General features: G+C 38.5%; 17 protein-coding genes. 14 read left to right on the forward strand and 3 right to left on the reverse strand.

All coding sequences use genetic code 11. The features are described 5' to 3' along the window. Positions 1–34 precede the first annotated feature (34 nt). Positions 35–925, reverse strand: a complete 891-nt coding sequence (locus tag EK386_RS06870; RefSeq protein WP_246027604.1) for a DMT family transporter — start codon at positions 923–925, stop codon at positions 35–37. Positions 926–1,076: 151 nt separating this feature from the next. On the opposite strand from EK386_RS06870, the gene EK386_RS06875 reads away from it, so the two are divergent. The 3 genes from EK386_RS06875 (at position 1,077) to thiD (ending at position 2,512) form a co-directional block, all read left to right on the forward strand. Next, a complete protein-coding gene (locus EK386_RS06875) occupies positions 1,077–1,286 on the forward strand; it encodes a helix-turn-helix transcriptional regulator (RefSeq protein WP_126658298.1) in 210 nt (69 codons plus the stop codon). Next, positions 1,279–1,581 carry a hypothetical protein gene (locus EK386_RS06880; RefSeq protein WP_126658299.1) on the forward strand — a complete coding sequence of 101 codons (303 nt, stop codon included), beginning with the start codon at positions 1,279–1,281 and terminating at the stop codon, positions 1,579–1,581. The genes EK386_RS06875 and EK386_RS06880 overlap by 8 nt, the downstream gene beginning before the upstream one ends. Before the next feature lie 94 nt (positions 1,582–1,675). After that, positions 1,676–2,512 (forward strand): bifunctional hydroxymethylpyrimidine kinase/phosphomethylpyrimidine kinase, encoded by an 837-nt coding sequence (gene thiD / locus EK386_RS06885; RefSeq protein WP_126658300.1) that lies wholly within the window; start codon positions 1,676–1,678, stop codon positions 2,510–2,512. Between the two features lie 189 nt (positions 2,513–2,701). On the opposite strand, the gene EK386_RS06890 is transcribed toward thiD, so the two are convergent. Next, a complete protein-coding gene (locus EK386_RS06890; protein WP_126658301.1) occupies positions 2,702–3,127 on the reverse strand; it encodes a VOC family protein in 426 nt (141 codons plus the stop codon). Between the two features lie 272 nt (positions 3,128–3,399). On the opposite strand from EK386_RS06890, the gene EK386_RS06895 reads away from it, so the two are divergent. The 3 genes from EK386_RS06895 (at position 3,400) to prfB (ending at position 8,789) form a co-directional block, all read left to right on the forward strand. After that, on the forward strand, positions 3,400–4,872 hold the full coding sequence (locus tag EK386_RS06895) for a carbon starvation CstA family protein (RefSeq protein WP_126658302.1): 1,473 nt from the start codon (positions 3,400–3,402) through the stop codon (positions 4,870–4,872). Between the two features lie 184 nt (positions 4,873–5,056). Then, on the forward strand, positions 5,057–7,564 hold the full coding sequence (gene secA / locus EK386_RS06900) for a preprotein translocase subunit SecA (RefSeq protein WP_126658422.1): 2,508 nt from the start codon (positions 5,057–5,059) through the stop codon (positions 7,562–7,564). 123 nt (positions 7,565–7,687) lie between these two features. After that, a protein-coding gene (gene prfB / locus EK386_RS06905; RefSeq protein WP_126658424.1) for a peptide chain release factor 2 occupies positions 7,688–8,789 on the forward strand; the annotation gives its coding sequence in 2 pieces (ribosomal slippage) (positions 7,688–7,759 and positions 7,761–8,789; 1,101 coding nt in all). A 237-nt stretch (positions 8,790–9,026) separates the two neighbouring features. On the opposite strand, the gene EK386_RS06910 is transcribed toward prfB, so the two are convergent. Beyond that, entirely contained in the window at positions 9,027–9,533 is a 507-nt protein-coding gene (locus EK386_RS06910) for a competence protein ComK (RefSeq protein WP_126658303.1), read from the reverse strand. A 277-nt stretch (positions 9,534–9,810) separates the two neighbouring features. Between EK386_RS06910 and EK386_RS06915 the strand changes: the two genes are divergently transcribed. The 8 genes from EK386_RS06915 (at position 9,811) to EK386_RS06950 (ending at position 20,602) form a co-directional block, all read left to right on the forward strand. Beyond that, on the forward strand, positions 9,811–10,077 hold the full coding sequence (locus EK386_RS06915) for an IDEAL domain-containing protein (protein WP_126658304.1): 267 nt from the start codon (positions 9,811–9,813) through the stop codon (positions 10,075–10,077). Positions 10,078–10,286: 209 nt separating this feature from the next. After that, positions 10,287–12,269: an excinuclease ABC subunit UvrB gene (gene uvrB / locus EK386_RS06920; protein ID WP_126658305.1), complete on the forward strand. Its 1,983-nt coding sequence runs from the start codon at positions 10,287–10,289 to the stop codon at positions 12,267–12,269. Positions 12,270–12,276: 7 nt separating this feature from the next. Further along, positions 12,277–15,147 carry an excinuclease ABC subunit UvrA gene (gene uvrA / locus EK386_RS06925; RefSeq protein ID WP_126658306.1) on the forward strand — a complete coding sequence of 957 codons (2,871 nt, stop codon included), beginning with the start codon at positions 12,277–12,279 and terminating at the stop codon, positions 15,145–15,147. A 111-nt stretch (positions 15,148–15,258) separates the two neighbouring features. Continuing rightward, positions 15,259–16,467, forward strand: coding sequence for a DUF4097 family beta strand repeat-containing protein (locus tag EK386_RS06930; protein WP_126658307.1), 1,209 nt, complete (start codon positions 15,259–15,261; stop codon positions 16,465–16,467). A 481-nt stretch (positions 16,468–16,948) separates the two neighbouring features. Next, entirely contained in the window at positions 16,949–17,635 is a 687-nt protein-coding gene (ftsE, locus tag EK386_RS06935) for a cell division ATP-binding protein FtsE (RefSeq protein WP_126658308.1), read from the forward strand. Next, on the forward strand, positions 17,625–18,521 hold the full coding sequence (gene ftsX / locus EK386_RS06940; RefSeq protein WP_126658309.1) for a permease-like cell division protein FtsX: 897 nt from the start codon (positions 17,625–17,627) through the stop codon (positions 18,519–18,521). Before ftsE ends, ftsX begins: the two co-directional genes overlap by 11 nt. A 33-nt stretch (positions 18,522–18,554) precedes the next feature. Further along, a complete protein-coding gene (locus tag EK386_RS06945; protein ID WP_246027605.1) occupies positions 18,555–19,805 on the forward strand; it encodes a murein hydrolase activator EnvC family protein in 1,251 nt (416 codons plus the stop codon). Between the two features lie 224 nt (positions 19,806–20,029). Further along, positions 20,030–20,602: a peroxiredoxin family protein gene (locus EK386_RS06950; protein ID WP_246027606.1), complete on the forward strand. Its 573-nt coding sequence runs from the start codon at positions 20,030–20,032 to the stop codon at positions 20,600–20,602. The last annotated feature ends 120 nt before the right edge of the window (positions 20,603–20,722 follow it).

The raw sequence follows: 20,722 nt of genomic DNA on the forward strand, positions 1-20,722 counted from the left end.
GCTCCAAAATGGTCATTTATTTTGGAGCGTTTTTCTAATAAATAGAAAGTTTTTTAGGGGGACGATTCACTAGATAAATACTTACGCCAACAAGTAACATTCCTAAAAATAAGTTGAACGTAATGCTTTCCTTCAAAAAAATGGCGCTAACGATCACCGACAAGATGGGTACTAAAAACGTAAATGCCCCCACCTTGCTTGCCTCACCTTCATTCATCAGTTTGAAATAGATGACTTGTGCAATGGCCATACCCGCAATAGCACCCCAAATAATGCTTGAAATCAGTTCTACATTCCAAACAATATCGTGTACATTTTCTGTGACTAATCCACTTACGAGTAAAGTCGCTCCACCAATGACTAGCTGCATGACCACCATCCAAAAGGGGTGTACGCGTGTTTTGTTTTTCTTCACATAAATCACACCGCTCGCCCAGACTAGTGCGGTAGCTAATGCTAAGGTTACTCCAATGGCAGAAACATGAATGATTAGGCCATCGATGCTAACAAATACAATGCCAATAAACCCTAGAATGAGACCGATACTTTTTAGGATCGTCATCTCCTCACCTAAAAAGTACCATGCCATAATTCCGAGAAGTACTGGTTGAAAATAAACAATTACTGAAAAAAGCCCCCCCGGTAGATAGATAATACCAATCGTTTGAATACCTAAATAAAGAACCATATTTAATACCGCCGAAATGCAATAGAATCTCCAATTTTCTTTGAATTTCAGGAGATATCGAATTTTCAAAGCGAATATGAGTAATATGAACCCGCCAATAAATGCCCTTGCCCCTGCAAAGAGGAGAGGCGGCATAAAGTTTACGCCATTTTTATAGATCGGCCAACTTACGCCCCAAATGACGATTAACAGTATTAATAGAAAATAAGAAGTCAGTTTCGAACTTTCATTCCCCACATCTGAACCTTCTTCCATGTTGATAATAAACTAGTATATGTTTAGGTGACTGTACCGGGTACTTCGAATGTAAAGGGAACTTGACATTGAGTGGAATGTAAAGTATCCTTTACGTAAAGTTAGCTTTACATTTGGTGGTGAGAAGTAGGAATTGGAAAACCGAATTAGAGATTTGCGAACAGTTTATGATTTGACTCAAGACGAACTTGCAGAAAAGTTAGAAGTTTCGAGGCAAACGATTATTTCGTTAGAGAAGGGGCGCTACAATCCATCGCTCACACTTGCGTATAAAATTGCGCGTGTGTTTAAGTGCCGGATTGAAGATGTATTTATTTTTGAGGGGGAAGAGAAAAATGGATAATCCATGGGTGTCATTAATTTTTTGGCTGTTTTTAGCAACAATAATTGTAAGTGCTTTTTATTTTCCAAGACGTATAATGAAAAAGAAAAAACAATATGATGAACGCTTTGTCTACAATGATCATCTTTCGCGGTCCTATGGGTGGATTGGTTCACTCGGCGTTATTTTCGTTGCGTGGTTTTTATCGCTTGTGATTTTCCATTCCATGATTGCATTTTGGTTAATTTCTGCAATTTACGTCGGGCATATGGTGTCTTATATGATCGGCTCTGCGATTGCGAATAGCCGAAATTAGTAAAATTGATACTTTGAGAGTACTTCACCAATTCGCAAGTGCTCTCATTTTAAAGTTTATACATAACCAGTTGATAAAGGAGTTTCGAAATACTATGCCAATATCGAAAGCATGTACAATCGCAGGTTCTGCAGCGCGGGGTGGGGCGGGCATTCAAGCAGATTTGAAAACGTTCCAAGAGTTTGGAGTTTTTGGAATGTCGGCCATTACTGCATTTGTTGCAACTCATCCAGAGACAAAACAAAACATTTTTATCCAACCGTTAGACGTTATCGAAGCTCAACTTTCAACAATCTATGAGCAAGGGGATATTGATGCGCTAAAAACAGGGATGCTGTTCTCAAAAGAGATTATTGACCTTGTTTCAACGTGGCTCCAAACAACAACGATTCGGAATGTTGTTGTCGATCCAGTGATGTTTGGGAAAGCGGGTTCTGCCTTGCTTGATTTTGAGGCGATGGATACGTTAAAAACAAAATTAATTCCTCAGGCAAACATCATTACCCCAAATATGCCAGAAGCAACGTATTTATTAGGGGGCCATGAATTAACAACATTAGTGGATTTACAAGATGCAGCCCGGGATTTGTATCAATTCGGCCCGGACTACATTTTAGTAAAAGGCGGAAGATTACACGATGCTGCCATTGATGTGTTGTATGATGGCGTGACAATGACGTTGCTTGAGGCACCTCGTATCGATACAATCCATACAAATGGAGCAGGTTGTTCTTATTCCGCAGCGATTACAGCTGGACTTGCGAATGGTCTTTCAATGCAAGAAGCAGTTGTTCAAGCGAAGAAATTTGTGACTGCCGGTATTCGCCGTTCGATTCCATTTGAAAAAGTGGCAGGTATGATTGATCATCGTGCCTATAAACAGTTTGGGGAAGATGGAGTAAAGGTGACAAGTGCCCGCAACTGGAGCTAAGTGCCCACAAGTCGCGCCAAGTGATCCCAACCCGGTGTCAAGCGCCCATAAATCAGGCCAAGTGATCTCAAGCTGGTGCCAAGCGCTCACAAAAAAGCGTAAGTGCCCTCAAATCGAGTCAAGTGCCCACAAATTAAAACAAAAAATAGTCTATAGCCCAATTCATAGCTATAGACTATTCCTTAGATTCTAGAATTGCTCGCCGCTATCCAAGCTCACTTGCCATTCCACGCCGAACTTGTCCTTTACGGCACCGTAGCATTTGCTCCAGAATGTTTCTTGGAGTTCCATTGCCACGGTTCCACCTTCTTTTAAACCTTCAAAAGCAGAGCGAATTAACTGCTCGTCCTTGCTAACAACGGTTACGCTAATATTGTTTCCTACCACAAATGGAGAACCGGGCCAAGTATCAGAGAACATGACACGGCTACCGGCGATATTCAAATTCGTATGCATCACTAAATGTTTTGCGTCTTCAGGAATTTGGAAATTTGGATCGGGTGGCGCATCTCCAAATGTCATAATTTTTGGCGCTTCTGTTTGAAATACTTTTGCGTAAAATTCAGCTGCTTCTCTACAATTCCCATCAAAATTTAAATACACTTCAATTGCCATCGCTTCAACACTCCTTGAAAAATGTAAATTCCTTCATATTCTTTCCCTATTGTAATGTAAGATAGTCGGGATTTGCACTTTATTTGTGTACCCAAATGACTCTTTTAATAAATCTCTAAAATTCGCATAAAATACTCTATTAACCTAATAATATGTTACTCAACTGTTATATAAGAATATTAAAAATTTTATTGTTGTTATATAACAATTGTGTTATCATCATTTCAGTAGTGAATATTGTGAATATTACAAATAGAATGGAGGGTATACAAATGGTTACTTTTCTAGTTTGTATCTTGATTTTAATCGTAGGCTATTTTACTTATGGGAAATATGTTGAGAAAGTATTTGGTGAAAAGCCAGATCGTCCAACGCCTGCGTATGTCAATGCGGATGGTGTTGATTATGTACCGATGTCCACGCCGAAGAACTCATTAATTCAATTATTAAATATTGCAGGGACTGGTCCGGTATTTGGTCCGATTGCCGGCGCTCTTTATGGACCGGTTGCATTTATCTGGATCGTCGTTGGCTGTATTTTTGCTGGAGCGGTACATGATTACTTAACTGGTATGATTTCGATTCGCAACAAAGGAGCGCACGTACCAGAGCTTGTGGCGAAATTTTTAGGGAAATTCATGAAACATGTTGTGAATGTTTTTGCACTTTTATTATTGTTATTAGTAGGGACAGTGTTCGTTTCATCACCGGCGATGTTAATTAATAATCTTTTAGAAGGTGATGCATCTACATTAGCGATCATTGTAGGAGTTATATTTGTTTACTATATTTTAGCGACATTATTACCGGTAGATAAAATTATCGGCCGCCTTTACCCATATTTCGGTGCGATCTTAGTTATTTCTGCAGTAGGTATTGGGATTGGTTTGATTGTAACGGGTGCACCGATTCCAGAATTAACGTTTGCGAATATGCATCCGAGAGAATTACCGATTTTCCCGTTAATCTTCTTTACGATTACATGTGGGGCATTATCTGGATTCCATGCAACGCAAACACCAATCATTTCTCGTACGACACAAAATGAAAAACAAGGTCGTAAAATTTTCTATGGCATGATGATTGCGGAAGGGATTATTGCAATGATTTGGGCTGCTGCTGCAATGAGTTTATTTGATGGTTATGGTGGCTTAAATGAAATGCTAGCTGCTGGCGGACCTGCTGCAGTAGTAAGTGAAGTATCATTACTTATGATGGGCTCAATTGGTGGTACGTTAGCAATTTTAGGGGTAGTGGTGTTACCGATTACTTCTGGAGACACAGCTTTCCGTGCAGCACGTATGATTATTGCGGACTATTTCAAATTTGGTCAAGCAAAATTATTAAGTCGTTTATGGATTGCGATTCCACTATTTGTCATGTCCTATGCATTAACAAAAATTGACTTTAATATTTTATGGCAATATTTCTCTTGGGCCAACCAAGTTACTGCTGTCATTGCACTTTGGGTAGGTGCTATGTATCTATTCTTAGCAAAGAAAAATCATTGGATTGCAACTATTCCAGCAACGTTTATGACGTACATGGTAATCGTTTATATTTTATTTGAGCCAACGATGGGCTTTGGGATCCCGCTGAATGCCTCTTATATTGGCGGTGTTGTGGCAACCATCTTGCTCGTGGCGATTTTCTTCAATGCCGCGCACAAAAAGCGTGGTACATCCATTTTACTAGACGAGGATGTTTCGGGGTTCCAAGTGGCAAGTACAGTTGAACATGACTAGTATCTATTAACATTTTCGTAGCTTTGAAGAATTTGGTGTCAGTCACCGGATCTTCTGGCTACGTTTTTTGTTTTTCAATGTTTAACCATTCCCCCAAAGCACATTAAAATAGAGAGGTCATTTGCACCTATATATAGGTAATGATAAAATGGAAGTTGAGACTAAATGGGAAGTGAAATTATTCATGGCGAACATTTTAAATAAACTTTTTGACCCGAATAAAAAAGAACTAAAAAAATTAAATAAAATTGCCGATCAAGTGGAGGCGCTTGCTTCACAAATGGAGCAGCTATCTGACGAAGATTTAAAAGGGAAAACGGTTGAATTTAAAGACCGTTACCAAAATGGAGAAACCCTTGAACAGTTACTTCCAGAAGCATTTGCTGTTTGTCGTGAAGCCTCTCGTCGTGTACTAGGGATGTATCCTTTCCGTGTGCAAATTATGGGGGCGACAACTCTTAATGAAGGCAATATTGCAGAAATGAAAACAGGGGAAGGGAAAACGTTAACTTCCACAATGGCCGTATACTTAAATGCATTAACGGGTAAAGGTGTACACGTTGTAACAGTAAACGAATACCTTGCTGGCCGTGATGCTGCGCAAATGGGTGAATTGTACAATTTCCTTGGACTTTCGGTTGGTTTAAATTTAAATAGCTTATCAAAAGATGAAAAGCGTGAAGCGTATGCTGCAGATATTACATATAGTACGAACAATGAGCTCGGGTTCGACTATTTGCGTGATAACATGGTGCTGTACAAAGAAGAACGTGTACAACGCCCTCTTCACTATGCAGTAATTGACGAGGTTGACTCGATTTTAATTGATGAAGCCCGTACACCTTTAATTATTTCTGGACAAGCTGGAAAAACGGCAAAACTATATGTGCAATCGAACATGTTTATCCGTATGTTAAAAGCAGATGAAGATTACACATATGACGAAACAACAAAGGGCGTTACCTTAACTGATAGTGGGATTGGAAAAGCAGAAAAAGCATTTGGCATTGATAACCTATTTGATTTAAGCCATGTGCGCCTACTACATGCGATTAACCAATCGTTAAAAGCCCATGTTTCGATGCACCGTGATGTTGATTACGTTGTTCAAGAAGGCGAAATTGTCATCGTTGACGGCTTTACTGGTCGTTTAATGAAAGGTCGTCGTTATTCAGATGGTCTTCACCAGGCGATTGAGGCAAAAGAAGCTGTTGAAATCCAAAACGAGTCAATGACCATGGCGACGATTACGTTCCAAAACTACTTCCGTATGTATGAAAAGTTATCGGGTATGACAGGGACTGCAAAAACAGAAGAAGAAGAGTTCCGCAACATTTACAATATGCAAGTTGTCGTGATCCCTACGAATAAACCGATTGCGCGTGATGACAAAGCGGATTTAATTTTTGCCACGATGCAAGGGAAATTCAATGCGGTAGCTGCGGATATTGCAGAACGTCATAAAGCAGGTCAGCCTGTCTTAGTCGGGACGGTTGCGATTGAAACGTCTGAAGTTATTTCAAAATTATTGGATAAACATAAAATTCCGCACAATGTGTTAAATGCGAAAAATCATGAATTTGAAGCAGATATCATTGCCAATGCCGGGAATCGTGGGGCAGTTACCATCGCAACAAACATGGCTGGTCGTGGTACCGACATTAAACTGGGTGAAGGTGTGTTAGATCTTGGTGGTTTAGCGGTAATTGGTACAGAGCGTCACGAATCACGCCGTATTGATAATCAGTTGCGCGGTCGTTCTGGTCGTCAAGGGGACCCTGGTGTGACACAATTCTATTTATCCCTTGAAGACGATTTAATGCGTCGCTTCGGTTCAGATAAAATGAAAACGATGATGACTCGACTAGGTATGGATGACTCCCAACCAATTCAATCAGGCATGGTATCCAAAGCGGTAGAATCGGCTCAAAAACGTGTAGAAGGAAATAACTTCGATGCACGTAAACGTTTATTACAATACGATGATGTGCTTCGTCAACAACGTGAAGTCATTTACAAAGAACGTCGCGAAGTACTTGAAGCTGAATCAACACGTGAACTTGTTGAAAGTATGATTCAGGAATCGATCGAAAATACCGTAACGATTCATACGCAGGGCGACCAACAAGAGTGGAAATTAAAAGCACTGGAAGATCATATTCAAGCAAATCTGCTAGAAGAAGGCGCAATCAAAGCGGCAGATCTAGAAGGAAAATCGCCGGAAGAAATGATTCAGTTCATTTATGGAGAAGTGCAAAAACGTTACAATGAAAAAGAAGAAGAATTGTCACCAGAACGTATGCGTGAGTTTGAAAAGGTTATTTTACTGCGTTCGATTGATACGAAATGGATTGATCATATTGATGCAATGGATCAATTACGTCAAGGAATTCACCTTCGTGCATATGGCCAAACTGACCCATTACGCGAATATGAACAAGAAGGCTTCGCAATGTTTGAGGATATGGTGGCCGCGATTCGTGAAGATGTAACGAAATATGCGATGAAAGCTCAAATCCGCAACAACTTAGAGCGTGAAGAAGTGGCAAAAGGGCAAGCAGTGAACCCGAAAGAAGAAGCAGCGCCTAAGAAAAAACAACCGGTTCGAAAAGCAGAAAACATTGGTCGTAATGATCCGTGTCCGTGTGGTAGTGGCAAGAAATATAAAAGCTGTCACGGTCTGCAGCAGTAGGTCGTCTGGTGGGATGTGTTTCGACCTTTAAACGTTGAATGAAAAATAGTATTCAGAACCGTAACGAGTAATATAAAGTTGCGGTTCTCTCAATTTAAATCGAGTACGGAGGATTTTTACATGATTGAATTATCGAATGTGAGAAATACATTAGAAAATACAGCCAAAAAATTGGCGGACTTCAGGGGGTCTCTTTGACTTAGAAAACAAAGAGGCACGTATTCAAGAATTAGATGAAATGATGTCAATGCCAGATTTTTGGAACGATCAAGAAGCGGCACAAACAGTCATTAACGAATCGAACGGTTTAAAAGCCATCGTAAATGAATTCAATGAGCTTGTTACAACGCAAGAAAATTTAGAAATGACGTTGGAGCTTTTAAAAGAAGAGCCGGATGAAGAGTTGCAAGAAGAGCTTGGAACGGAATTAGAAGAGTTTGAAGGGAAAATGGCTGCATTTGAACTGCAAATGTTATTAAGCGAACCATATGATAAAAACAATGCGATTTTAGAACTGCATCCGGGAGCGGGTGGTACAGAATCGCAAGACTGGGGATCGATGCTACTGCGTATGTATACGCGTTGGGCAGATCATCATGGATTCAAAGTGGAAACAATGGATTATTTACCTGGAGATGAGGCTGGAATTAAATCGGTAACCTTACTCATCCAAGGGCATAATGCGTACGGGTATTTAAAGGCTGAAAAAGGGGTACACCGTCTCGTTCGTATTTCGCCATTTGATTCTGCTGGCCGCCGTCATACGTCCTTCGTATCGTGTGAAGTGATGCCAGAGTTCAATAATGAAATCGAAATTGATATCCGTACAGAAGATTTGAAAATTGATACGTATCGTGCAACGGGTGCTGGTGGTCAGCACATTAACACAACAGACTCAGCTGTTCGTATTACGCATATTCCAACGGGTGTCGTGGTTTCCTGTCAAGCAGAACGTTCGCAAATTAAAAACCGTGAAAAAGCAATGAACATGTTAAAAGCAAAATTGTATCAATTAGAAATTGAGAAACAACAAGCGGAATTAGATGCGATTCGTGGAGAGCAAAAAGAAATCGGTTGGGGTTCACAAATTCGTTCATATGTATTCCACCCGTATTCAATGGTAAAAGATCACCGCACGAATTTTGAAACAGGTAATGTCCAAGGTGTGATGGACGGCGATTTAGATGGTTTCATTAACGCTTATTTACGTTCGCGTATTGGATAATGATTGTAACTTTAACCTTCTTTACATGGAATTTTCCGTGTTAAGGAGGTTTTTTCTTTCAAAAAATATGAAGGCGTATTTACAACAGCATCAAATGAGGGTTGTCCAAGTTACGCGGGATGAATGATTTCTAGAATATCAATTTTATTATCAACAAACAATGAAAGCGAAGAGATATTCGAATATACGCCTTCGAAATCGTGTGAGGAGTTATTGATTAATTAGTTAAATCTATCATCAAGTGGGTACTTCATTTTTTAGGATGAGTCTTTGATTTGTGCCAAATTTTTGCAACATTGACGCGCTGACATATTGCGTACAAAAAGATGAATAATTAAAAGGAAGTACTAACTCTCGACCATCTTTTAATGTGACTTCAGTGCTATCTTTCAAGCGACGGATGTTAATAATGGCATGTAGTCCTACCCATACATTATTAGATGATGTTGGAGAAAGCAGTGGGAAGAACACACAGGGCATCCCATAATCATGAGATATAATAATGGGAATTTTATGTTTTTCATTGCCGAAAAAGCGTTTTGATAAGAAGCGGGCAGTCCTATAACTAGTACCCATTAAGATACAGGATTTACGGATAATATAAATTGGCTTTCTTGCAACGATAATAATTCCACTTTTGTCATAAACACGCGAATAGATCCCGTCCTCATGAATAATAGGCTCAATCAGATAAGTGTTAAATGAAATGTGATAAGAATCGACAATGTTTGGTTTTTTCGACATTTATATCCCCCTTTTCACTTAATTTAATGACATAATAATATGATTTTCGAGTAAATTCAAGACAGTTTTTAGAAAATTTAGTAAATTTAAATTTTCGTATTCAATTTTATAATCAAATGTTAAATATGGAAACTAATTATTGGATAAAAAGATGAAAATCTGATAATCGAAAACCATTCAAAGACTAAGAAAGAAAAAATATATCTATTTTTCAGAAAATATTGCAAATTGATTTTTAATTTTTTATAATAGAAAAAAGGGAATCGGGGTGATATCGATGGATAAATATTATTCATACACAGATTTTCTTAAGGCAGTTGGACACTATCAACATGCAAATGAATCTGAGAAGTTGTTGAATGACATTTATTTGGACTTGTTTTTAAACCGTATGCAAAGGTTGCAAAGAATTGAACAGCTGAGAGAGCTCATCGATAAAGCATTAGATGAACGAAATAAAGAAGCATTTTACGCCTTCACAAAAGAATTAAGTGAATTACAAGAAACACAAGAAATGGAAGATGCGCAAGAAACGGTAAACTAATATGAAAAAATATTTAAAGTCGCCTGTTTAAAACAGTACCATGAAGTGTAAAGACTAACTTTACAATGGTATTGTTTATAATAGGCGACTTTTCGGCATTTAAGCACCAAACAAAAAATTACTTTCAATATTTTAGAATGTATGTTCGATTTTTAGAGTCAGTTATGCTAAAATTAATAGACAAGAATTGGTTGAAAGGACGAACGATAATGACCAAAACTTTTGATTTGCAATCCGCTTATAAACCGAGTGGAGATCAACCAACTGCCATCGCTGAGCTTGTAAAAGGTGTAAATGAAGGCAAGCGTCATCAAACCTTACTCGGCGCCACTGGAACAGGAAAAACGTTTACCATTTCCAATGTGATACAAGAAGTAAATAAACCGACATTAGTTATTGCACATAATAAAACATTAGCTGGACAACTCTACAGCGAATTTAAACAATTTTTCCCCAACAATGCAGTAGAGTATTTTGTCAGCTACTATGATTATTTTCAACCGGAAGCTTATATTCCTCAAACCGATACGTACATCGAAAAGGATTCGAGCATTAATGATGAAATCGATAAACTGCGCCACTCTGCAACATCCGCATTATTCGAACGAAATGATGTCATTATCATTGCTTCGGTTTCGTGTATTTATGGTTTAGGAAATCCGGAAGAATATCGTGAAATGGTTGTGTCTGTTCGTACAGGAATGGAAATTGAACGCAATCAATTATTACGAAAATTAGTAGACATTCAATATGAACGAAACGATGTCAATTTTACACGGGGGACATTCCGAGTTCGTGGTGATGTTGTGGAAATTTTCCCAGCATCTCGAGATGAACATTGTATTCGAGTGGAGTTCTTTGGAGATGAAATCGATCGCATTCGGGAAGTCGATGCATTAACGGGTGAAATTTTAGGCGACCGTGATCATGTAGCGATTTTCCCAGCATCCCACTTCGTTACACGAGAAGAAAAAATGGTAAAAGCCATTGAAAATATTGAAGTCGAGCTTGAGCATCAACTGGAAAAATACCGCTCTGAAGATAAATTACTTGAGGCACAGCGATTAGAACAACGCACGAATTATGATTTAGAAATGATGCGTGAAATGGGCTTTTGTTCAGGGATCGAAAACTATTCACGCCACTTAACATTAAGAGAAGCAGGAGCGACACCGTATACGTTACTCGATTATTTCCCGGAAGATTTTTTATTAGTCATTGATGAAAGTCATGTGACATTGCCGCAAGTACGAGGGATGTACAATGGGGACCAAGCACGAAAAAATGTGTTAGTAGACCATGGATTCCGGTTACCTTCTGCGCTTGATAATCGACCGTTGAAGTTTGATGAGTTTGAACAACATATTCATCAAGCCATTTATGTATCTGCCACACCAGGGCCATATGAAATTGAACACACACCGGATATGGTAGAGCAAATCATTCGTCCAACAGGGTTGCTTGATCCGACGATTGATGTTCGTCCAATTGAAGGGCAGATTGATGATTTAATAGATGAAATTAATGAACGTACGCGCAGACAGGAACGTGTTCTGGTCACAACTTTAACGAAAAAAATGTCCGAAGATTTGACGGATTATTTTAAACAAATGGGTATAAAAGTCGAATATCTTCATTCGGAAATTAAAACATTAGAACGAATTGAAATACTACGTGAGCTTCGAAAGGGTACATATGACGTACTAGTTGGTATTAATTTACTGCGTGAAGGATTAGATATACCCGAAGTATCCCTTGTGGCCATTTTAGATGCAGACAAGGAAGGCTTTTTACGTTCAGAACGATCCCTTATTCAAACGATTGGACGAGCAGCTCGTAACGCAAATGGCCATGTAATTATGTATGCAGATCGTATGACCGATTCCATGAAAAAAGCCATTGATGAAACAAAGCGTCGTCGCTCAATTCAAGAAGCCTACAATAAAGAACATGGTATTACACCACAAACAATTCAGAAAAAAATTCCGGATTTAATTCGAGCTACCCAAGTTGCAGAAGAGGAAGAAACATATGTTACAAAAGTGACGAAAGGCAAAAAACTAACAAAGTCCGAACTCGAAAAGTTAATTGCATCGCTTGAAGTAGAAATGAAAGAAGCAGCCAAAGCACTTGATTTTGAACGTGCAGCGGAATTAAGGGATACAATATTTGAACTGAAGGTAGAAGGGTGACCTAACATTGAAAAATACAGAAATCGTTGTGCAAGGAGCACGTTCGAATAATTTGAAAAATATTCATGTAACTATTCCGAGGGACAAGCTAGTCGTTTTAACTGGCTTGTCGGGCTCGGGGAAATCGTCTTTAGCCTTTGACACCATTTATGCAGAAGGTCAGCGCCGCTATGTGGAGTCATTGTCTGCCTATGCACGCCAATTTTTAGGACAGATGGATAAGCCGGATGTGGATTCCATCGATGGATTATCACCGGCTATTGCGATTGATCAGAAAACAACAAGTCGAAACCCACGTTCAACGGTAGGGACCGTAACAGAAATCTATGATTATTTTCGTTTATTGTTTGCGCGTATTGGAAAACCGATTTGTCCAAATCACGGCATTGAAATCACATCTCAAACCATTGAACAAATGGTGGACCGGTTGTTAGAATATCCAGAGCGAACAAAAATGCAATTGCTTGCCCCAATCGTTTCAGGTCGAAAAGGTAGCCACGTTAAGCTATTTGAAGATTTGAAAAAGCAGGGGTTTGTTCGAGTACGGATTGATGGTGAAATGCGAGATTTAGATGATTCCATAGAGCTCGATAAAAATAAAAAACATAATATTGAAGTTGTTATAGACCGTGTCGTTCTAAAAGAGGGGATATCAGCGCGGCTTTATGACTCCCTCGAAACAGCTTGTCGACTTGCTGATGGTAAAGTGTTAGTCGATGTCATGGAGCATGAAGAACTATTATTTAGTGAACATCATGCTTGTCCGTTATGCGGATTTTCAATTGATGAGTTAGAACCGCGAATGTTTTCGTTTAACAGTCCGTTTGGTGCCTGTCCTTCATGTGATGGACTTGGAACGAAACAGGAAATTGATTTGGATTTATTAATTCCAGATTGGGATCGAACGCTAGAGGAGCATGCCATTGCAGCTTGGGAGCCAACGAGTTCGCAATATTATCCACAGTTATTAAAAGCCGTTTGTGATCATTACGATATTCCAATGAACGTTCCTGTATCACAACTTCCAAAAGAACAAATGGATAAAATTTTATACGGTTCAGGAAAAGATTTAGTTCATTTCCATTATGAAAGTGATTACGGCAGCGTTCATGATAAAGATATTGAATTTGAAGGGGTTGTTCGGAATATTGAACGCCGATTCCGTGAGTCATCATCTGAATGGGTCCGTGAACAAATGGAAAAATATATGGCGGAACAGTCATGCCCTTCATGTAAAGGATATCGTTTAAAGCCAGAAACCCTTGCAGTTAAAGTACAGGGATTACACATTGCAGAGGCCACACAGCATTCAATCGCTGAAATGTTTGAATTTTTCTCGAACTTAACACTTACAGAAAAAGAAATGCAAATTGCGCGATTAATTATTCGTGAAATTACGGAACGTCTAAGCTTCTTAATTAATGTGGGATTAGATTATTTAACTCTTTCTCGATCAGCAGGTACTTTGTCTGGTGGGGAAGCGCAACGTATTCGCCTTGCCACTCAAATTGGTTCGCGCTTAACAGGGGTCCTCTATATTTTGGACGAGCCTTCCATTGGGTTACATCAACGAGATAACGATCGATTAATTGCCACGCTGAAAAATATGCGTGATTTAGGAAATACATTAATCGTTGTCGAACATGATGAAGATACGATGATGGCAGCAGATTATTTAATTGATGTAGGTCCTGGAGCGGGTGTTCATGGTGGAGAGATTGTCGCTGCTGGTACACCTGAAGAAGTGATGAACAATGAGGCATCTATAACAGGTAAGTATTTAAGTGGGAAGAAGTTTATTCCACTTCCAACAGAAAGACGTCAACCGGATGGCAGAAAGTTAACCATTAAAGGGGCTTCTGAAAATAACTTAAAAAATGTAAAGGTGGATATCCCGCTTGGTCAATTTATTGCCGTGACAGGTGTTTCTGGATCTGGGAAGTCAACTTTAATAAATGAAATTTTATACAAAACCCTTGCGAACAAGTTAAATCGAGCACGAATTCGCCCTGGTGCTCATAAAGAAATTACGGGAATCGAGCATTTAGATAAAGTGATTGATATTGATCAGTCGCCAATTGGTCGTACACCTCGTTCAAACCCAGCTACTTATACAGGGGTGTTTGATGATATTCGTGATTTGTTTGCTTCAACGAATGAAGCGAAAGTGCGTGGATACAAAAAGGGTCGCTTTAGCTTTAACGTAAAAGGTGGCCGTTGTGAAGCATGTTCTGGAGATGGCATCATTCGAATTGAAATGCACTTTTTACCGGATGTGTATGTGCCTTGTGAAGTATGTCACGGGAAACGTTATAACCGTGAAACGCTAGAAGTACGTTATAAAGACAAAAATATTGCGGAACTATTGGATATGACGATAGAAGATGCCGTTGTGTTTTTTGAAAATGTACCGAAAATTCAACGAAAGCTTCAAACCATTGTAGACGTTGGACTGGGGTATATGAAACTCGGTCAACCAGCAACAACTTTATCTGGTGGGGAAGCACAAAGGGTAAAGTTGGCATCTGAGTTACATCGACGTTCCACAGGAAAATCATTCTACATTTTAGATGAGCCAACAACCGGTCTGCATGCAGAAGATATTGCCCGACTATTGAAAGTGCTACAACGACTTGTGGAAAATGGAGATACCGTGTTAGTGATTGAACATAATTTAGATGTTATCAAAACGGCTGACTATGTTATTGATTTAGGTCCAGAAGGTGGCGATAAAGGGGGAACCATTGTTGCGACAGGTACGCCTGAAGATATCGCTGCGGCCAACGAAGTTTCTCATACGGGACGCTATTTAAAACCGATTTTAGAGCGGGATCGAAAACGGATGCAAGAACTACTTGCTGAGGCTTCAAATAAATAATAGGATTTCGAGTTTTCAATGTAAAAGAAATTTATAAAAACAGAACATGAAACTTTTTACCTCCCTCAGGCGTATTAAAGATATACAATTTCGAGGGAGGCTTTTTTATCAATGGAAAATGAACGTAAACGCATTTTACACTTAGTGGAGAATGGAACCATTACGGCTGAAGAAGCAATTGTTTTACTAGAGGCGTTAACAAAAGAAAATGGTTCCGATAAGACTCAACCGAAACCAACTGCTGTACCTGTACCAACAAATGAACCAAACAACCAATCGACATTTGAAGAAACCAATACAAAGGACCACTCATCAAAAACTGGTTTTGAAGATTTGTTTGGAAAATCTTTCAACAATAAAGAAGCCAATAAAAAAATGGATGAGTTTATGAATGATTTAAAAGAAGATATCTCGCAATTTAGTACGCGTGTGATGGGCTTAATGAATACAACGTTCTCAAAATTAAAAGATTTTGATTTAGATTTCCCGTTTGGTGAAAAGGTGCAATTTACAAGAGCCTACGCTTATGATGCGGAACAAATAAAGGGCATTGAATTAGATATTCCAAATGGTAAGTTAGAACTAGTAAAGGCAGAAGATAACCAATTACTAGTGGATGTACAAGTAAAAACCGCGCTGCATGACCATGATGAAGAAAAAACGAAAGCGGAATTTGATGAGCAATTTATTCATCTATTTGATGGCAAGTTAAGCATCACGGTTCCATCCAAAATGTCCCAAGTTACCGTTCGACTCGCCTTACCTGAAAAACAATATGATGTTGTTCTTTTACGTCTTTTAAATGGCGCGGTAACCATCCATGACCTCGATACAAAGCTATTAAAAGTGAAGACGTATAATGGTGCCATTAAAATTGACCAAACGACATTTACGCATGCAGATGTTGAAACGGGCAACGGTGCCATTGAACTGCGAAATGTAAAAGGGGAAGCTTTAGAAGCTGAAACAGTCAATGGTCGTATTTATATTGATGGTGATTTAGAGGAAGCAGAAGCAGAATCGGTCAACGGTGCAGTGGTTGTGACGACACATGCAGCAAATGCTCGGAAAATTAAAGCGCAAACAGTTGCCGGTGCTGTAGAAATCTATGTACCAAAATCATTAGCGCTCGCTGGACAGGTGACAACAAACTTTGGCAAAGCGGATGTTGGGTTAGCCGATGTGGTTACACGCTCCGAGGAAGATCAGTTTCTTTTAAAAACGTTACATTTCGATAAAATTATTGAAAATGCCCATATTTTAAAATTAATCGGAGAATCTCGTACAGGAACAATTATTGTTCGTTATATTGCTGAATAATCTAATAATGGAGCGAATCGCTATATAATGCGGTTCGTTCTTTTTTGCTTTTCTTGATTGTCTAGCTACAGCGGCTAGCTGCTCGAAAACTTCAACTTCTTCCTACGCATGCAAGCATGCTTGTCAGAAGTCTCCGCCGTACATGGATGTACAAGTGTCGGCAATGCCACACGATGTGGCGCTTTTGACGACCAGTTTTTTTCGCAGCTGGGCGAGCCGCTTTCGCTTTTCTGTAAAAAATCATTCGACAAGTTGCAGGAGATTTTCTTATTTTATGGAATCTTTTTAAGGAGAATTGTTCCATTTTGTAGAAAGAATAAAAAACAATAGTTCAATCCTCATAAGTAAAAGGAAAAATTCTTTAATGCAAGAAAGAACCGACATTACAATGAAACGAAAATGTAATAAAATCTGTATCAATGAATGTTATAATGGTAGGTGAGTGAAAAATCAATTCTTGTAGAACTTAGGTGGTTTATTGATGATTCAAATGAATAATGTCGTAAAGAAATATCCGAACGGTGTTGTTGCAGCGAACGGAATTACTGTTGATATAAAACCAGGCGAATTTGTATATGTAGTAGGTCCGAGCGGTGCCGGAAAATCTACTTTTATTAAATTGATGTACCGCGAAGAAAAACAGACTTCCGGAGATGTAATTATTGCAGGAACAAATCTTGCAACTCTTAAAAATAGACAAGTCCCACAATTTCGTCGTCAATTAGGCGTCGTTTTCCAAGATTTTAAACTATTACCTCGGTTAAATGTATATGAAAATGTCGCATTTGCCCTAGAAGTAATTGAAGAGCATCCGAAAATGATTCGTAAACGCGTAATGGAAGTACTAGAATTAGTTGGATTGAAACATAAAGTCCGCATGTTTCCAAGTGAACTTTCAGGTGGAGAGCAACAACGTGTATCCATTGCACGCTCAATCGTGAACAGACCGAAAGTAGTGATTGCAGACGAGCCTACCGGAAATCTTGATCCAGAAACGTCTTGGGAAATTATGAACATATTTGAAGAAATCAATACTCGTGGTACAACAATCGTCATGGCTACGCACAACCGCGAAATTGTTAATACCATTCGTCGACGAGTAATTACCATTGAAGGTGGCATGATTGTGCGAGACGTATACGGAGGTGACTACGGTTATGAAGGGTAGAACATTCCAACGCCATTTCCGTGAAAGTTTAAAGTCGTTAGGGCGAAATGGATGGATGACCTTTGCTTCGATTAGTGCGGTTACCGTTACGTTATTATTAGTTGGTGTCTTCACCATCATCATGATGAACTTAAACAAAGTAGCAGACGATATTGAAAATGATGTGGAAATTAAAGTACTAATTGATATTATTGAAGATGCTGAACAGGCAAAATTAGTAGAAGAGAAGCTAATGGCCGATATTAAAAATTTAGCAGGTGTGGAAGAAGTCGTGTATTCCTCAAAAGAGCAGGAGCTAGATTATTTGGTTGAAGATTATGGCGAAGATTTGAGCCTATTTGAACAAAGTAATCCACTACGAAATGTTCTTTATGTAAAGGCAACTGAACCACAGCAAACACCAAAAGTAGCAAAAAAAATTGAGAAACTTGAAAATACATATCAAGTTGTATATGGCGAAGGTAAAGTAGAGGAACTATTTAGCTTTCTTAATACAAGTCGAAATGTTGGTCTAGTTCTAATATTAGGTCTATTATTTACGGCAATTTTCTTAATATCAAACACAATTCGTATTACGATTATTGCTCGAAAAGATGAAATTGAAATTATGAAATTGGTCGGGGCAACAAATTCATTTGTCCGCATACCATTTGTTTTAGAGGGAATGTGGTTAGGAATACTTGGTTCCATTATTCCGATAACAGTGGTTTCAATCGTATATTACAATATATTCAAAGTAGTAAAACCAAGACTTCAAGGAGAATTAATCCAACTACTAGATGTTACGCCATTACTATACCAAGTCAACGTGCTAGTATTAGCCCTTGGAATGTTCATTGGTATTTGGGGTAGTTTTATGTCTGTGAGAAGATTCCTTAAAATCTAACAGTATTTTTAACAAGTGGAAGGAGCTATTTGGGTGAAAAATTTTCAAAAAAAACCATTCCAACTTTTTGTGGCAATGGTGGCATTTTTTCTAGTAATACAAATGCCAATTACATATGCTACTAGTTTAAATGATTTAAAAAGCCAAAAATCACAAATTGAACAACAAAAAAATCAATTAAATAGTCAAATAAAAGATAAATCAAGTGCCATTAGTACAATTGAAGGCAAACAAAAGGAATTACTCGCTCAAATTTCTAAATTAGGTGAAGAAATTACAAAAACGAATGATGAAATTGCAATTGTTACGAAAGAGATTGAAGTGGCAAATAATGAAATTGCCGCTTTGGAACAAGAAATCATTGCACTTCAAGAAAAAATTGATCAACGTGATGCTCTTCTTGAAGAACGTGCTCGCGCCATTCAAGCAAATGGCTCTGTTAGCTATATCGATGTATTGTTAGGAGCTAATAGTTTTGTAGATTTCATTGATCGCTTCTCAGCTGTGAACACATTGATGGAAGCTGATCGTCAAATTATGCGCGATCAAAAAACTGATAAAGAAAAGCTTGAAGAACAAAAGCTGACTTTGGAAAACACAAAAAAAGAACTGGAAGCAAAACAAACAAAGCTAAATAATTTAAAAGCTTCTCTTGACGCACAAAAAGTAGAAAAGAATAAACTAGTGGATGAGCTTGAACGTGAGCAAGAAAAACTAGCAAGTGAGAAAAAATTATTAGAAAAAGAATACTCTGAAGCATTAGAAGTAAGTAAAGAGTTACAAGATAAAATTATTGCAGAACAAAATCGTATTTTAGAATTAGCTCGTCAAAACCAAGCTTCAGGTTCTCCAGGTGCATTGCCAACTGTATCGGCTGGCGATTGGACAAAACCTACGAATGGTCGATTAACAAGTGGATACGGATGGCGTAATATTGGTGCAGGTCCTGAATTCCATTATGGGATTGACTTAGCAAATGCATCAGGTACACCAATTGTTGCTGCAGCAGGTGGTGTTGTAACGTACGCAGGTCCACTTTCAAGTTATGGGAATGTCGTAATCCTTACACACAACATGGATGGCGATATTTATACAACAGTTTATGCTCACTTAAGTTCATATAGTGTAGGCGTTGGACAAACTGTTGGAAAAGCAGAACAAATTGCAAAAATGGGTAGCACAGGCCGTTCAACTGGCCCGCATTTACACTTTGAGGTGCATATCGGGACATGGAAAGGACAAGTTCCTGGAAACGTAAACCCTCTACGTTATATTCCGTTGTAACAATTAAAGCAGGCCAACAGTGATTGAAAAATCATTGCTGGTCTGCTTTTTTGTTTTAAAGAGGATGGACTTATTAGCCAAAAAGCAAGAGATATTAGCCAAAATCATTTAGTTATTAGACAAATAGCAGGAGATATTAGCCAAAATAGATTAAATAATAGAATTTGTGCTATTCTTGAAATAATAAAACGAACGAATTAAATTAGTTTTTCGGAGGGTGGAACGTGAAGAAGAAAATCATTGGTTTACTTGTTGTAATAGTGCTTGTTGTTATTATGGTGGGTACATATATAAATGATCAAATTAAAGCTGATGAAGCAATTAGTGACTATGCACTCGGTCAGGAAATGAAACTCGATCAAGAAGGGTTAGAAAAAGGACAAATTGCGCCCAACTTTACATTGCCAACACTAGATGGAGAAACGCTTACATTAGCGGATTTTAAGGGGAAAAAGGTGATCCTCAACTTCTGGGCGACGTGGTGTCCTCCATGTAAAGAAGAAATGCCGCATTTACAAAATTATTATGAAAAATATGCAGAAAAAGATAATGTGGAAATCGTCGCAGTTAATTTAACGTATACCGATCGTACCATTGAAGATGTGCGTAATTTTGCGAATGGTTATAATTTGACGTTTCCAATTTTACTCATGGAAGAAGAGGGGATTAATCAAACCTACCAAGTGTTAACGATCCCATCCACGTTTATGATTGATTCCGATGGACGTATCCAAAAACATATCGTCGGCCCATTAGATCAAGATGCGTTAAGAGAGCATGTGAAAGATTTAAATTAGTACAGTTTGTTAAAATTGAGAAAATCGCACGTAAGTTGGGAAAAGCCGCTCGTAAAGTGTAGAAAGTCGCACATAAATCAGTGAAAACCGCACGTAAACTCAACTATGTTACATGTATGA

The sequence above is a fragment of the Lysinibacillus antri genome, assembly GCF_003977595.1.
GTDB classification, from domain to species: Bacteria; Bacillota; Bacilli; order Bacillales_A; family Planococcaceae; genus Ureibacillus; species Ureibacillus antri.